The organism is Ruegeria sp. CG3, assembly GCF_056537205.1.
The window spans coordinates 692162-707129 of sequence record NZ_JBQFRC010000001.1 but is presented as its reverse complement, the minus strand read 5'-3'; the positions used below and the strand labels follow the sequence as shown (position 1 = coordinate 707129).

The window sequence follows — 14968 nt, the reverse complement described above, 5'->3', positions numbered from 1 at the left end:
CGCGAAGAGGGCTTGGAATCATGAATAGATTTTAGATGACCAATCGCTTTTGGTGATGTGTCCCGGCCGGATCAATCCTTGTCCAGCGGAACTCCGTACAACTCCAGCCGATGACCTTTCAGGCGATAGCCCAGCTTCGAGGCGATCTTTTCCTGCAGGGCTTCGATCTCGGGGTCCACGAATTCAATCACCTCGCCCGAGTTCATGTCGATCAGGTGATCGTGGTGGTCGCGCTCGGCGTCCTCATAGCGCGCACGCCCGTCGCCGAATTCCAGCCGTTCGAGAATCCCGGCCTCTTCGAACAGTTTGACGGTGCGATAGACGGTTGCGATCGAAATGCCCGCATCCAGAGCCGAGGCGCGGGCGTACAGTTCCTCGACATCGGGATGATCATCACTGTCCTGCAGTACCTGCGCGATGGTCCGACGCTGGCCGGTCATGCGCAGGCCTTTGGCTTCGCAACGCGCGATGATCGTGTCCGCCATGTCATCCCCCAGAATCCGTTCGGGTTTCTGTCTTAGTACGTCCGCGCGGATTTCGCCACTGTGATTTGCGCCCGCTGCGCCTTAGCCCGCCAGCCGCAGATCGGCCCAGACCGGCAGGTGGTCCGAGGCGATATGCGCGGGCCGTTCCCCATGCACGCCGTGGGCCAGCGCCTCGAGCCCGCCGCCCAGCGCGATCCGGTCGAGCGCGCCCAGAGGTTGCGCGGCGGGAAAGCTGGGTACTGGCGGCAGGAACCGCATGTCGGGGGCCAGACGGTCAAGGATCGGCTGGCGCGACCATTCGTTGAAATCCCCTGCCCAGACGGTTGGCATCCGGTCCAGCGCGCGGCCGTCCTGCCGCAGGTGGATGATCTGCTGACGGCGCCACGCCGAGAACAGACCCAGATGCATTCCCATCACCCGCAAAGGCCCGATATGGGTGTCGAACTCGACCCGGACCGCCCCGCGCGGCTCTAGCCCCGGCAGATCGTGATGCGCGGCGCGGCGCACCTGAATGTGGTCGCCCCGCCAGATCACCGCGTTGCCATGCCAGCCCAGACTGCCCGCCCCCCCCAGATCAACGATCTTCCACCCGGCCTCGTCCAGCATGAAATGCGGCAGCGCCGCCGGCCGCGGCGGCAAGCGTTTGTCGGCCTCTTGCAGCACCACGATATCGGCGCCCAGCCGATCCAGCACCTGCAGGATGCGCTGCGGCTGGCGTCGCAGATCCAGTCCGACGCATTTCTGGATGTTGTAGCTGGCAAGGCGCAGCTTGGGCAAAGTGGTCATCGGTTTTCTACGGTTGTACTCCGTCAGGATTCGCAGGATCGCGCCCGGACGCAAGCCGATAGTTCAGCACAGATGCCGAAACCCGCTCAGGTGCCGCAAAAGGTGGCATGCACCACCTCGTCCTGCGTGGGCGGGCGCCTCAGGTCGGCGGCGTCGGGCTGGTCGTCATAGGGCCGGGCCAACACTGCGTTCAGCCGGTGGAACGGGGCATAGTCGCCCCGAACGGCGGCCTGGATCATCTGTTCGACCCGGTGGTTGCGCGGGATGAAGGCGGGGTTGGCCGCGTGCATCACCGCGGCCGGGTCCGCCTCGCGCGTCAGTCGCGCGCGCCACCCCTCGGCCCAGCTGTCAAAAGCCGCCGGATCGGTGAATTGGTCCCGCGCCGCATCGCCGCCCAGCGCGCGGAAGGTATTGGTGAAATCGGCCTGATTCTGCGCCATCCGCGTCAGCAGGTCCGAGATCAGCGCAAGGTCGCCGTCCTCCTCGGTGGTCAGGCCGATCTTGGCCCGGAACCGCCGCAGCCAGTGCTGCTGCATCAAATCGGGCATCGCATGGACTATCTCGGTCGCCTCTTCCACGGCGGCCTGCTTGTCCTCGATCTGCTGGATCAGCGCCGTCGCAAGCTGTGCAAGGTTCCACACCGCAATCTCGGGCTGGTTGGAATAGGCATAGCGCCCCATCCGGTCGATCGAGCTGTAGACGGTGTTCGGGTGATAGCTGTCCATGAAGGCGCAGGGGCCATAGTCGATGGTTTCGCCCGAAATGGCGCAGTTGTCGGTGTTCATCACCCCGTGGATGAAGCCCACCGCCATCCACTGCGCGATCAGCGCGGACTGCGTGTCACGCACGGCGCGTAGCAGGCCCATCGGCCCGACGGCGCCCGGGTAGTGGCGCGCGATGGCATAGTCGGTCAGCCGCTGCAGGTCGGCGATCTGGCCGCGTGCGGCGAACACCTGGAACGTGCCCACCCGCAGATGGCTTTGCGCAACGCGCGTCAGCACCGCGCCGGGCATCGGGCCCTCGCGCAGCACGACCTCGCCAGTTTCTACCGCCGCCAAGGCGCGCGTGGTGGGAATGCCCAGCGCATGCATCGCCTCGGACACGACATATTCGCGCAGAACCGGCCCCAGCCAGGCCCGCCCGTCCCCCTGTCGCGAAAACGGCGTGCGCCCCGAGCCCTTGAGCTGAATGTCGCGGCGAATCCCGTCCGTGCCCACCACCTCGCCCAACAGCACCGCGCGCCCGTCGCCCAGCTGCGGGTTGTAGTTGCCGAACTGGTGGCCGGAATACAGCTGCGCCAGCGGCTCGGCCCCGTCCGGCAGGGCATTGCCCGCAAACACTTGGGCCATGTCCTGCGCGTCACCGGGCGAAATGCCCAGCACCTGCGCCAGATCGTCATTGAAAGCCACTAGCCGCGGCGCGCGCACAGGTTCGGGCGACTGGCGCGCATAAAAGGCGCTGGGCAGCCGGGCATAGGAATTGTCAAAGGGGATCGTCAGGGTCATGGCGCAAACATATGATCTGTGCGCAGTATTGCCAGCACCAAATCCCATCGCCGTGAAAGGCCCGCCATGACCGCCGACCAGATCATCGACCACCTGCAACTGCAGCCCCACCCCGAAGGCGGCTGGTATGCCGAGACCTGGCGCGCAGACAACACAGGCCGCCCCACCGCGACTTGCATCTATTTCCTTCTGAAACGGGACGAGGCCAGCCACTGGCACCGGGTCGATGCAACCGAGATCTGGCTGTTTCACGCCGGCGCGCCGCTGATCCTGTCGATCAGCGAAACCGATACTGGACCGGCAAGCGATCACATGCTGTCCCCTGACCTGAGCGCGGGCGCGCCGCAGGTCATCGTACCCGCCGGGCATTGGCAGGCTGCCCGCAGCACCGGGGACTACACGCTGGTCAGCTGCGTCGTCTCGCCCGGGTTCCAGTTCGACGGGTTCGAATTGGCGCCGCCGGAGTTCGACATTCCCAGGAACTAAACCTCAAGCCCCTGCCGAACCATGCTTGAACTTGCCCTGCCCGATGCGGCAAGGTTCGCGTGTGTATGATTGGGCAAAGACGAGGGCGCGATGCGGCTGATCAAGACTTTGGTGACCGTGGCTGTGATCCTCGGCCTGGGCGTGCTTGGGATGCGGTTGGCTTTTCCGCTGCCCGAGACCAATTTCTCGGAGCGGACATACCGCCAACCCGCGGATTGGACTGGTCCGCTGGGCCAAGCCATCGAGCCGGCGATGCAGCGCAACCCCGGACTGGACGGCGTCCGCCCCCTTGGTCAGGGGCATACCGCATTTGCTGCCCGCGCCATTCTCGCGCGTGAGGCGGTCTCGTCCATAGATGCCCAATACTACATCTGGCAGGATGACGTGACCGGCCTGATGTTGCTGGACGAATTGCGTGCGGCGGCGGAACGCGGCGTGCGCGTGCGCCTTCTGGTCGATGACAACGGCATCTCGGGGCTGGACCCGCTTCTGGCTGAACTGGATGCCATGCCAACGGCCCATGTCCGCATCTTCAACCCGTTCACGCTGCGCAATCCCAAGCTGCTGTCCTATGTGTTCGATTTCGGCCGGTTGAACCGCCGCATGCATAACAAGTCCATGACGGTGGATGGTGTGGCCACGATTGTCGGGGGCCGAAACATCGGCGACATTTATTTCGACTACGGGGCCGGGACGCATTATCTGGATGTCGATACCATCGCGATCGGTCCGATCGTGGACGAGGTGGCCGAGTCGTTCGATGCCTACTGGAACAGCGGATCAGCCTATGATGCCGCGTTGTTCCTGCCCGCTGCGACCGACCCAAGCCTGAAAGTACTGGCCGAGGCCGCGCGTCAGACCGCGGCCGGGGCCGGATACCAAAAGGCAATCCGCGACAATGAACTGGCCGACCGCATCGCCGCCCGCGATCTGCCGTTCGAATGGAGCGCGGTCGAACTTTTTGTCGATGACCCGGCCAAGGGGCTTGGAGAGGTCGAGGACGAGAACCTCATGGTCGAGCGTCTCATCACCTTTGCCGAAAGCTCGGAGACTTCGCTCGATCTGGTCTCAGCCTATTTCATTCCCGGTCCCCGCGGGGCCGAGCTGCTCGAACGGCTGGCGTCATCCGGGGTCAAAGTCCGGGTCCTGACCAATTCACTGGACGCGACCGATGTGATGCCGGTTCATGCAGCCTACATGGCCTATCGCGACGACCTGCTGGCAAGCGGGGTTCAGTTGCTGGAGCTGCGCGCGTTGCGCGACGAGCACAAGGAACGCAGCCTGCCCGAAATTCTTGCGGGCTCCGCCTCGGGCCTGCATGCAAAGGTGTTTGGCTCGGATGGCAAACGGATCTTCATCGGCTCATACAATCTGGACCCGCGTTCGGCCCGGCTGAACACCGAGATGGGGCTGCTGATCGAGAGCCCCACGATCGCGACAGATCTGGCCCGGCAACTGGACAAGCCGGAATTTGCCTATCGCGTCGAGATGGATGATGACGGTGGGCTGGTCTGGGTTCAGCAGACCAAGGACGGGACGACCACGACCTTTGAGACCGACCCGAACACCTCTCGGTTCCAGCGCGGCCTAGCCGCCGTCGTCAGATGGCTGCCGGTCGAGTGGATGCTCTGACCACCGCTGGCGTCAGTTCAGGACCGCGATCGACAGGTTCAGAACGGTCGCAAACGCCACCCATGCCAGATAGGGCACGAACGCCCAAGCCGAAACGCGATCCACCGGGCGGACACGTGTGATGAACAGAACAATCACCACCAGAAGCGCCAGGATCACTACCAATGCCAGCCAGGGTTGGTGCAGCACGAAGAAGGCGGGCGACCACAGGAAGTTCAGGCCAAGCTGCGCCCACCACAGGCGCATTGCGGGCGATCCCCGGTCGCGTTCGAACTGCCGCCATCCCGCCATCGCGATCAGCACGTACAGAACCGTCCAGACCGGGCCGAATACCCAGCCCGGGGGGTTGAAGACCGGTTTGTTCAGGTTCGCGTACCACTCACCCGGCCCCGTCAGAGTGCCGATCAGTATGCCGCCACCCAGTACCAGAACCAGAAATGCGATACGTGTCAGGGTCTTGGTCATGCCGGTTCCATCCGCAGGTGCACTGCCGCTCAGCAGGTCCCGACCGGTATAGCCGCGCGGGCCGCCGAGGAAAAGACGCCACGCGGCGGGTTCTGCGCGCCTTCCAAAGAGACCGTCGCACCCTGTATCTCGGCCCCCGAAACGGTGATCTCTCGTCCGCCGCCTGTGTCATCCACATCGATCGTGAAGGCGATTTCCGCACCGGGCGGCATGGCGCGAATGTCCAGATCGACCATCGACTGCCCGTCCTGAACCTGAGGCAGCCCGTTCAGATACTCGGACCCCGAAACCATTTCAAAGGGCTGAAACACTTCAACCCCTGCCCCCGCGCCGGTGACATCAAAGATCAGCCCGCCCTGCGACGAGGACAAATCCAGACGCACCGTTGCAGCAGACAGGCTGCAATCGCTGGCGTTGCGAAGCACGAAGCGGTCCTTTGGCGCTCCCTCGACGAACTCAACCTGCACATCAGCCATGGCGGGCACTGCGAGCATGAACGCGGCGGCACAACCGGCCGCATTTTTGACAAGGGAACCGATCATCTTCATCTCCGGCATTGTTGTGGCTACTGCTACAATTACGCCCGAGCGCCTTGGCAGGATCATTTTTCGCCGCGTTTCAGCGCGGTGCGCCCTGCGACACCCGGCTGACCGTTCCCCCGCCAACCAACGCCTTGACCCCGGTGGTGCCCGGGCAAGAGGTCGGCATTCCCCGCGCGACACGCACCGCCAAATAGGCAAAAGCCTGCGCCTCGAGCATGTCGCCATCCAGCCCCACGGCCTCGACCGGATCGACCGGGCAGTCCAGCGCCACGCGCAACATCTCCATCAAGACCGGGTTCTTACGCCCGCCGCCGGTGACCAGCACCTGCGCGGGCTGTTTGGGACAATGCTCCATCCCCTGCACCACCCCGGCGGCGCTCATTCCTGTCAGGGTGGCGACGGCGTCAGCGTCGCTCAATTCCTTCACCAGTCCGATCATCTCGGCGAAATCGTTGCGGTCCAGAGATTTGGGCGGCAGACGGTTGAAATAGGGCTCGGCCAGAAACAGCTCCAGCGCTCCGGTCTCGACTGTGCCCTGCCGGGCCAGCGCGCCGTCGCGGTCCATGGGCAGGCCCAGCCGCGCCTGCACCAGATCGTCGATCGGCGCATTGGCCGGGCCGGTGTCAAAGGCCAGCAGCGCACCGGGCGCCTCGGGCCCGTCAAAGGACGGGTCCACATACGTCAGGTTGCCGACACCGCCCAGGTTCAGAAAGCACAAGGGCGCCGTCGCCCCGACATATTTTGCGCAGGCAAAGTGGAAGAACGGCGCCAGTGGCGCGCCCTCGCCGCCCATGGCCACGTCATCGCTGCGGAAATCCCAGACCACGGGCACACCCAGCGCGACCGCCAGCCCTTCGCCATCGCCCACCTGCAACGTGCCCTTTCCCCGCGGCTCATGCGCAAGGGTCTGGCCGTGAAAGCCGATCAGCTCCACGTCCTCGAATTCCGACAGCAACTCGGCATGGGCGCGGGTCACCAGGTCTTCGGCGGCGTGCACCTCGGGGCCGCTCCATTTTCCCAGCGCGGCGCGCAGCAGCTTGCGCTCGTCCTCGGTATAGGGCCGGTAGGCACTGTCGCCGAACCGCAGGATCTGCCGCCCGTCGGTTTCCACCACCGCCGCGTCGACCCCATCGAGCGAGGTGCCCGACATGGCCCCCAGTGCCCGCACTGCCCCAACTTTGCCTCGGGCCTTATTCATGGCCTTTTCCTTCCCTCGTTCGCCGCCTATAACGTGCCCCGCAATTCAACCCCGAGGCAAGACATGACGTATCACCCCAAATCGGATTTCATCGCCACGATGATCGAGCGCGGCTTTCTGGCCGATTGCACCGATTATCAGGGCCTTGACGATGCTCTGACAAGCGGGGTGCAGACAGCCTATATCGGGTATGACGCCACCGCCCAGTCCCTGCATGTCGGGCATCTGATGAACATCATGGTTCTGCGCTGGTTCCAGAAGCTGGGGCACAAGCCGATCACCCTGATGGGGGGCGGCACCACCAAGGTGGGCGATCCGTCTTTCCGCTCGGACGAACGCCCCCTGCTGGGCCCCGAGCAAATCGACGCCAACATCGCCGGCATGCAGAAGGTGTTCGACAAGTACCTGTCTTATGACGACAGCGGCACCGGCGCGCTGATGCTGAACAATGCCGAATGGCTGGACGACCTGAACTACCTCGATTTCCTGCGGGACATCGGGCGGCATTTCTCGGTCAACCGGATGCTATCCTTTGAATCGGTGAAATCGCGGCTGGACCGGGAGCAATCCCTGTCGTTCCTCGAGTTCAACTACATGATCCTGCAGGCCTATGACTTTCTGGAGCTGAACCGTCGTTACAGCTGCATCCTGCAGATGGGTGGATCGGACCAGTGGGGCAACATCGTCAATGGCATCGACCTGACCCGACGCGTGCTGGATCATGAGATCTATGGCCTGACCACGCCCCTGCTGACCACCAGCGACGGGCGCAAGATGGGCAAAAGCCAGGGCGGCGCCATCTGGCTGAACGGCGACATGCTGTCGCCTTACGAGTTCTGGCAGTTCTGGCGCAACACCACCGACGCCGACGTGGGCCGTTTCCTGAAGATCTTCACCGAGCTTCCCGTAGACGAATGCGACCGCATGGGCGCGCTGCAAGGGTCCGAGATCAACGAGGCCAAGATCCGTCTGGCCAACGAGGTGACGACCCTGCTGCACGGGGCCGAGGCCGCGGCCAAGGCGGAGGCCACCGCGCGCGAGGTGTTCGAAAAGGGCGGCGTGGGCGACGACCTGCCCACCCTGACCCTGACCGCCGAGGATCTGGGCGACGGCATCTCGGTCGTGCAGCTGATCGTGAAGTCGGGCCTGGCGAAATCGGGCAAGGAGGCCAAGCGCCTGATTTCGGAAAACGGCGCCCGTCTGGACGACGCGCCGCTGACCGATGCGGGGCTGATGATCGACGCGGCGGCCTTGTCCTCGCCCATCAAGCTGAGCGCGGGCAAGAAGCGGCACGCGCTGGTGCAGCTGGCCTGAACCGCCTGACACCGTACACGACGGCCGCCTTCGGGCGGCCGTTTTTCTATCCGCGTTCGACCGAGCCCAGCGGCAGGTCCAGACCGGCCGGCGTCACGAACAGCTCGATCTGATCGCGCGACAGCGCCCAGTGATCGGCCGCCAACTGCCCTGCCGCCGCCTCGTCACGCGCCTCGATCGCGGCGATGATGGCGTCATGCTGGGCGCAGGCCAGATCGAGGCTTTCGCCCATCCCGGCCTGACCCGGGCGGTAGAAGGTCATGCCGATGCGCGCATGGTCGATCAGCAGCCGCTGAAACGACGGCAGCAGGTAGACATTCGCCGCCATCTCACCGGTGATTTCGTGGAACTGGTTGTTGGCCAGCGCGCGATCTTCGGCCGAGCCCGCCCGCAAGGTTTCCCGAAACGCCGCCTGCGCCGCTTTCAACCGGTCGATCTGGTCGCCCGTGGCGTTCTGCGCCGCCAGCCGCAGCACCGCGCCATAGATCATCGGCGCCACCAGAAAGAAATCGCGCAGCGTGGCGTAGGACATCTGCGACACCCGCGCGCCCCGGTTTTCTCGCAGTTCAAGATAGCCCAGCCCGGCCAGATGCCGGAACACTTCGCGCAGGGGCGTGCGCGACAGGCCGAACGCCTCGGACAGCTGCGCCTCGTCCAGGTCATCGCCGGGGCGCAGTTTCAGCGTCATCACCGCCGCCTTCAGATGCGCGGCCAGCGCCGCCTTGCGGCTTTTCGTGTCGTCTTTCATCCCCAACTTTCGCTTTGGTCGAATCGCGACACCCAGGATGTCGCCTCTGCTCTTGCCCGATAAAATGCAAATTGTACACAATCAGTCTGACCGCCCATGATGGACTGAGCGCATGACCCGCCCGCAACACTTCTGTTTCATCCTCGTTCCCGAGTTCTCGCACCTGGCCTTCTCCTGCGCGGTCGAGCCGCTGCGGATCGCCAACTGGGTCAACGGCGCGGAGCTGTACCGCTGGTCCTTCGCCTCGGAGGACGGCGCGCAGGCGGTGTGTTCGAACGGGTCCGTGACACTGGTGCATGGCGGGTTGGCGGACCTGCCGAAATGCGACCAGATCTTCGTTTTGTCGGGCATTCACATGCGCGATCACGTCAGCCGCCCCCTGCTGGCCGCGCTGCGCCGCGAACGGGCGCGCGGTACGGCCATCGGGGCGCTGTGTTCGGGCGCATGGCTGCTGGCCGAGGCCGGGTTCCTGAACGGGATGCAGGCGGCGATCCACTGGGAATATCACGACGCCTTTATGGAGGCTTTCCCGGACGTTAACCTCGTGCGCAGCGTCTTCGTGGCCGATGAAAAGCACATGACCGCCTCGGGCGGCACGGCGACGGCCGACCTGATGCTGCACCTGATCGAGCGCGACCACGGGCAGGACCTGTCGATCGCGGTGGCCGACCAGATGGTCTACAACGCCGTGCGCAACGCGACCGCCGATCAGCGAGTGTCGCTGCAATCGCGCAACGGCATGCGCAACGCGCATCTGGCCAAGGCGATCCAGATCATGGCCGACCGCATCAACGACCCGATCTCGCCGGCGGTGATCGCCGAACAGATCGGCATCTCGACCCGCCAGCTGGAACGGCTCTTCGGCAAATACCTCAACGCCTCGCCCAAGAAATACTTCATGGAACTGCGGCTGGACCGCGCGCGCAACCTGTTGTTGCAGACCGAATCCTCGGTCACCGACGTAGCCTTTGCCTGCGGCTTTGAAAGCCCGGGCCATTTTTCACGCGTGTACCGCGCCGCCTTTGGCGTCACCCCGATGCAGCAGCGCAGCCGGCTGGACTGAGTCACTGCCGACTGGACAGGACGGGCCATCTCGGATTATTTGAACGAACGTTCAGATCACTGGGGAGGAGCCCGCCATGCAATTGTCCACCACCGCCGCCGTCATCACCGGCGGCGCCTCGGGCCTCGGAGAGGCCACCGCACGTTACTTTGCCGAGAACGGCGCGCAGGTCACCATCCTCGACCGCGATGCCGAGCGTGGCGCGCAGGTCGCGACCGAGATCGGCGGACATTTCGCCCAGACCGACGTGACGGACGAGAACTCGGTGGCCGCGGCCATTGCGCTGGCGATGGACAAGATGGGCAAGATCACCGCCTGCGTGAACTGTGCCGGCATCGCCTATGGCATCAAGACCGTCGGCAAGGACGGCCCGCACCCGCTGGACGCCTTTCAGCGCACCATCGACATCAACCTGGTGGGCACCTTCAACGTGTCGCGCCTGGCCGCCGCCGAGATGGCCAAGAACGCGCCCGAGTCGGATGGCGCGCGTGGTGTGATCATCAACACCGCCTCGATTGCCGCGTTTGACGGGCAAAAGGGTCAGGCGGCCTATGCGGCGTCCAAGGGCGGTGTCGTGGGCATGACCCTGCCGATGGCGCGCGATCTGGCATCGACCGGTATCCGGGTGATGACCATCGCGCCCGGCATCTTCATGACGCCGATGCTGGCCGGCCTGCCCGAAGAGGTGCAGCAGCAGCTGGCCGCCGACGTGCCCAACCCCGCCCGCTTGGGCGACCCGCGCGAATACGGCCGGCTGGCCGGGTTCATCGTCGAGATGGGCTATCTGAACGGCGAAGTCATCCGCATCGACGGCGCCCTGCGCATGCGCTGACATGACCGCATGGCGTGGGCAGAGCCGATCTGCCCGCGCCTTGGGTCGAGCCTGGCTAGGCCCCGGCCTCGGCCTTTTCTTCCAGTTCCAGCCATTCCTCCTCGGCGGCGGCCAGCTTCTCCTGCCGCTCGACAAGGGCCTCAGTCGCCTTCTGGAACTTCACCGGCTCGCGGGTGAACAGCTCGGGGTCCGACATCAGCTCCTCCAGCTTGGCGATCTCGGCTTCCAGCCGCGCGATCTCGGCGGGCAGCTTCTCGAGCCGGTGCTTTTCGGAAAAGGACAGGCCGGCTTTCGGCTTGGCTTCCTGCTTGACCTTCGGCTTGTTCTCTTTTGATTTCTCAGTCTTTTTCTCGACCATATCGCCGCGCTGCGCGACATAGTCCGACCAGCCGCCTGCATAGACCGTCGCGCGGCCGTTGCCCTCCATGGCGATCGTAGTGGTCGCCACACGATCCAGGAAATCCCGGTCGTGACTGACCAGCAGCACGGTGCCGTCATAGTCGTCCAGCAACTCCTGCAACAGGTCCAGTGTCTCGACATCCAGGTCGTTGGTCGGTTCGTCCAGCACCAGCAGGTTCGACGGTTTCGCCATAAGCTTGGCCAGCAGCAACCGCGCTTTTTCGCCGCCCGACAAGGACTTGACGGCCGCTCTTGCCTGCCGCTCGTCGAACAGGAATTCCTTGAGGTACCCCACCACATGCTTGGGCTGGCCGCGCACCATCACCTGATCGGCCTTGCCCGAGACTCGCATCTCGGGGTCGCCGGTCAGGCTGTCCCACAGGGTCATCTCGGGGTCCAGCTGCGCGCGGGTCTGGTCGAAGACCGCGATTTCCAGATTGGTGCCCAGGCTCACGGCGCCTTCATCCGGCGCGACCTCGCCCAGAAGCATCTTCAGAACGGTGGTCTTGCCCACGCCGTTCGGGCCAACAAAGGCCACGCGATCGCCGCGCTGTACCAGCAGGTCCAGGTTGCGCACGATGGGCTTGCCGTCGAACGCCTTGCTGACGCCACGCGCCTCGATCACCTTGCGCCCGGATTTCGGACCAGACTCCAAGGACATGGCCGCCGAGCCCTGACGCTTGATCTGCGCCGCGCGTTCGGCCCGCAAGGCCTGCAGCGCCCGCACCCGGCCCTGGTTGCGCTTGCGGCGGGCGCTGATCCCTTCGACCGCCCAACGCCCCTCGGATTTGATCAGCCGGTCCAGCTTGTGGCGTTGCTGATCTTCCTCTTCCCAGATCTTGTCGCGCCAGGCCTCGAAGGCCTCGAACCCCTGCTCCTGCCGGCGAACCACACCGCGGTCGATCCACAGTGTTGCCCGGGTCAGCGCCCGCAGGAACGCGCGGTCATGCGAGATCAGGACAAAGGCCGCCCGTGTCGCGCCCAGTTCACGTTCAAGCCAGCCGATGGCCTCGATGTCCAGATGGTTGGTCGGCTCGTCCAGCAGCATCAGGTCGGGGGCCTCGGCCATCAGCTTGGCCAGCGCCGCGCGCCGCCTTTCACCGCCCGAGGCGGTCTGAACCGCGCGCGAGGGGTCGAATTTCAACCCTTCCCCGGCCCGTTCCACCTTGTACAGCTCGCCGGGTTCAAGCCCGCTGGCCGCATAGTCGCCCAGCGTGGCAAAACCCTCCATCGTCGGGTCCTGCTCCATGTAGCCGACGGATTTGCCGGGCGGCACCACGATCTCGCCCCGGTCCGGTTCGACCAGACCGGCCATGACCTTCATCAGGGTGGATTTGCCCGAGCCGTTCCGCCCGACCAGCGCAACGCGGTCGCCGGGCTGAACCACCAGGTCCAGGTCGGAAAACACCGGCTCGCCCCCGAAGGTCAGCGAGATACCGGACATCTGCAACAAAGGAATACGTGCCATACGCGCCAGCTAAACCGGCAGGCATTGGGCGTCAACGCCCCAGCCTCACCTTTTGACAGCAGCGCGGCTTCAGCCCGCGATCATCCGCAAGAGGCGCTTCCGCGCCGCGGGAATCGCGCCGATCTCAACGCCGGTGAAGACATGCAGGGTGTTCAGTTGGCGGTCCACCACCGCATGATCGCTGACCCAACCACCCATCATAAGATAGGTGCGCAGCAACGGCGGCATCCGCAGCATGGCCTTTCTGGCATCCGGGCGTCGCCGCAGCCGCGCGGCAAAGCGGAACACGTCCGGCGCCTTGACCCGCGGCAACCAGCGCTTGGGCGCAAGGTGGCGATGTTTGAGCATCGCGAAAGCATCCAGATATTCCGCAGTCTCAGTCCCCGCGAAGGACGAGCATCCGAACAGCATCTGGACGCCGTTTCGGTCGACGAAGGCCGTCATCGCGCCCCAGGCCACCCTCAGGATATCGGGGTCCGTCCAATCGGGATGGATGCAGAACCGCCCCATTTCCACCATGCGCCCATCAAAGCTCTGCAACGCGGAAAGGTCGTAGAACTGGGCCGAATAACTGCGGCTGATTTCGCTGCCGCTGTCCATGACCAGCATCCGGAAACAGCAGACCAACTGGCCGCCTGCCTGCGAATCCTCGACCAGAACATGGGCGCAGGTAACGTCGAAGTCGTCCCGATCCGTCTCGGCTGTTCGGAATGCAAGAGTACGAAGATTCTGGGCCGCCCGCACGTCCTCGGGACACCGCGCCAGGCGCGCGCGGTAGCGGCCCTTGTCCAGCAAAATATCATCGGCCATGGTCGCATCCTCCACGGTTTGTCACCGATTGCGATCTGCCTGATCCCATGCACCAATAGTGTGACCGCCGTGTGAAGCTTTCAACCGGCGGCCGGAAATTAGCTGGCCCCCGGGATGTTCGACGGGCTGAATTGGCCGATGTTGCCCAGCAGCTGCCGCAGGAATCCTTTGTCCTGAACACTGGAGTCCGTCACACGGCGATCCAGCACGATGACATAGCCGTCTTCGAGACCGAATTTCTCGATATTGCGGACGACGCCACGCTGGTCAAAGCTGATCGCCACCAATTCGCGCGAGACGACCTCGGGGCGTTTGGGGCCATAGTGGCGAACGCGCGACGCCACATAATAGAAACCCGAATCCTTCAACACACCTGACGAGCTGGGCGCGCCAGCCTTTTCCAGAACCGTGTCGCGGGTATCGACGCCAACCTTGATCTCGGCCAGCTCTTCCGGGGTGGGGATATAGCCGTGTTTCTTGTAGACCGGGGTACAGGCAACAGCGGTGGCCAGAACAAGCGTGCAGGCAACCGCCCTGGACGCCGGTTTCAGCCTGTTCAGTACTTTCAACATGTTCACCCTCTTGCCTTGGTCCCTTGCGGCTTCTATCCGATTACAGAAACCCATGCCCCGGTTCAACACAGGAAAGGGTCACAATGTCCGACCTCTCAACATTGCGCGTCGCCGATCTGCCGCAAAACAGCCCGACCGCGTTCGAATTGCGCCCCCCTGCCCGGCAACTCGAGGAAATTCGTGATGCGTTGGGCCTGCTCGGGCTGCGCAAGCTGAGTTTTGTCGGCGAGCTGCGCGCGAAGGGCAAGCGTGATTGGGTGTTGACCGCCAAGCTGGGCGCAACCGTCATTCAGCCCTGCGTGGTGACGCTGGACCCGGTCACGACCCGGATCGAGGCTCCGGTGCGGCGCATTTTCCTGGCCAATTGGATCGAACCGGACGAACCCGAGTTCGAAATGCCCGAAGATGACGAGACCGAAGCCTTGGGCCCGGAAATCGATCTGGACCAGGTGATGCGCGAGGCATTGTCCCTTGCGTTGCCCCAATACCCCCGGAAAGACGGTGCACATTTGGGCGACGCGAACTATACCGAACCGGGCAAACAGGCGATGACCGACGACGATGCCAAACCCTTTGCCGGGCTGGCGTCCCTGCGTGACGCACTGAAAAAAGACGAGTGACAGGGGATCGATTTCCTGTCATAGCAGGCGCTCAGAAAAATCG

General features: G+C 64.3%; 16 protein-coding genes. 6 read left to right on the top strand and 10 right to left on the bottom strand.

Annotation, left to right across the window (positions count from 1 at the left end):
• Positions 1-71: 71 nt before the first annotated feature.
• The 3 genes from ACR0NB_RS03540 to ACR0NB_RS03530 form a co-directional block, all read right to left on the bottom strand.
• Entirely contained in the window at positions 72-485 is a 414-nt protein-coding gene (locus ACR0NB_RS03540; RefSeq protein ID WP_093962302.1) for a Fur family transcriptional regulator, read from the bottom strand.
• 81 nt (positions 486-566) lie between these two features.
• Entirely contained in the window at positions 567-1271 is a 705-nt protein-coding gene (locus ACR0NB_RS03535) for an endonuclease/exonuclease/phosphatase family protein (protein ID WP_170363302.1), read from the bottom strand.
• A gap of 86 nt (positions 1272-1357) precedes the next feature.
• Positions 1358-2776: a protein adenylyltransferase SelO gene (locus ACR0NB_RS03530; protein WP_480774952.1), complete on the bottom strand. Its 1419-nt coding sequence runs from the start codon at positions 2774-2776 to the stop codon at positions 1358-1360.
• Positions 2777-2842: 66 nt separating this feature from the next.
• On the opposite strand from ACR0NB_RS03530, the gene ACR0NB_RS03525 reads away from it, so the two are divergent.
• Both ACR0NB_RS03525 and ACR0NB_RS03520 read left to right on the top strand, forming a co-directional pair.
• Positions 2843-3262, top strand: a complete 420-nt coding sequence (locus ACR0NB_RS03525) for a cupin domain-containing protein (protein WP_170358910.1) — start codon at positions 2843-2845, stop codon at positions 3260-3262.
• A gap of 90 nt (positions 3263-3352) precedes the next feature.
• Positions 3353-4894: a phospholipase D family protein gene (locus tag ACR0NB_RS03520; protein WP_480753416.1), complete on the top strand. Its 1542-nt coding sequence runs from the start codon at positions 3353-3355 to the stop codon at positions 4892-4894.
• A gap of 12 nt (positions 4895-4906) precedes the next feature.
• Here ACR0NB_RS03520 and ACR0NB_RS03515 read toward each other — a convergent pair whose 3' ends face one another.
• The 3 genes from ACR0NB_RS03515 to ACR0NB_RS03505 form a co-directional block, all read right to left on the bottom strand.
• Positions 4907-5359, bottom strand: a complete 453-nt coding sequence (locus ACR0NB_RS03515) for a TspO/MBR family protein (RefSeq protein WP_170402610.1) — start codon at positions 5357-5359, stop codon at positions 4907-4909.
• A 29-nt stretch (positions 5360-5388) separates the two neighbouring features.
• Positions 5389-5901, bottom strand: coding sequence for an aggregation factor core (locus ACR0NB_RS03510; protein ID WP_480774951.1), 513 nt, complete (start codon positions 5899-5901; stop codon positions 5389-5391).
• 76 nt (positions 5902-5977) lie between these two features.
• A complete protein-coding gene (locus ACR0NB_RS03505; protein ID WP_480774950.1) occupies positions 5978-7099 on the bottom strand; it encodes an anhydro-N-acetylmuramic acid kinase in 1122 nt (373 codons plus the stop codon).
• Between the two features lie 63 nt (positions 7100-7162).
• Between ACR0NB_RS03505 and tyrS the strand changes: the two genes are divergently transcribed.
• On the top strand, positions 7163-8413 hold the full coding sequence (gene tyrS / locus ACR0NB_RS03500) for a tyrosine--tRNA ligase (RefSeq protein WP_480774949.1): 1251 nt from the start codon (positions 7163-7165) through the stop codon (positions 8411-8413).
• A gap of 46 nt (positions 8414-8459) precedes the next feature.
• On the opposite strand, the gene ACR0NB_RS03495 is transcribed toward tyrS, so the two are convergent.
• The gene (locus ACR0NB_RS03495) at positions 8460-9161 is read right to left on the bottom strand and encodes a GntR family transcriptional regulator (protein WP_480774948.1); all 702 of its coding nucleotides are present in this window, start codon (positions 9159-9161) and stop codon (positions 8460-8462) included.
• A 112-nt stretch (positions 9162-9273) separates the two neighbouring features.
• Between ACR0NB_RS03495 and ACR0NB_RS03490 the strand changes: the two genes are divergently transcribed.
• Together ACR0NB_RS03490 and ACR0NB_RS03485 are read left to right on the top strand one after the other, a co-directional pair.
• Positions 9274-10224, top strand: coding sequence for a GlxA family transcriptional regulator (locus tag ACR0NB_RS03490; RefSeq protein ID WP_480774947.1), 951 nt, complete (start codon positions 9274-9276; stop codon positions 10222-10224).
• A gap of 76 nt (positions 10225-10300) precedes the next feature.
• Entirely contained in the window at positions 10301-11056 is a 756-nt protein-coding gene (locus tag ACR0NB_RS03485) for a 3-hydroxyacyl-CoA dehydrogenase (protein WP_480774946.1), read from the top strand.
• A gap of 55 nt (positions 11057-11111) precedes the next feature.
• Here ACR0NB_RS03485 and ACR0NB_RS03480 read toward each other — a convergent pair whose 3' ends face one another.
• From ACR0NB_RS03480 to ACR0NB_RS03470, 3 genes are all read right to left on the bottom strand, one after another.
• Positions 11112-12923 (bottom strand): ABC-F family ATP-binding cassette domain-containing protein, encoded by a 1812-nt coding sequence (locus ACR0NB_RS03480; RefSeq protein ID WP_480774945.1) that lies wholly within the window; start codon positions 12921-12923, stop codon positions 11112-11114.
• 69 nt (positions 12924-12992) lie between these two features.
• Complete coding sequence (locus ACR0NB_RS03475) at positions 12993-13733, bottom strand: GNAT family N-acetyltransferase (protein WP_480774944.1); 741 nt, start codon at positions 13731-13733, stop codon at positions 12993-12995.
• A 98-nt stretch (positions 13734-13831) separates the two neighbouring features.
• Complete coding sequence (locus ACR0NB_RS03470) at positions 13832-14305, bottom strand: outer membrane protein assembly factor BamE (protein ID WP_093962985.1); 474 nt, start codon at positions 14303-14305, stop codon at positions 13832-13834.
• Between the two features lie 83 nt (positions 14306-14388).
• On the opposite strand from ACR0NB_RS03470, the gene ACR0NB_RS03465 reads away from it, so the two are divergent.
• Positions 14389-14925, top strand: coding sequence for a YceD family protein (locus tag ACR0NB_RS03465; RefSeq protein ID WP_480774943.1), 537 nt, complete (start codon positions 14389-14391; stop codon positions 14923-14925).
• The last annotated feature ends 43 nt before the right edge of the window (positions 14926-14968 follow it).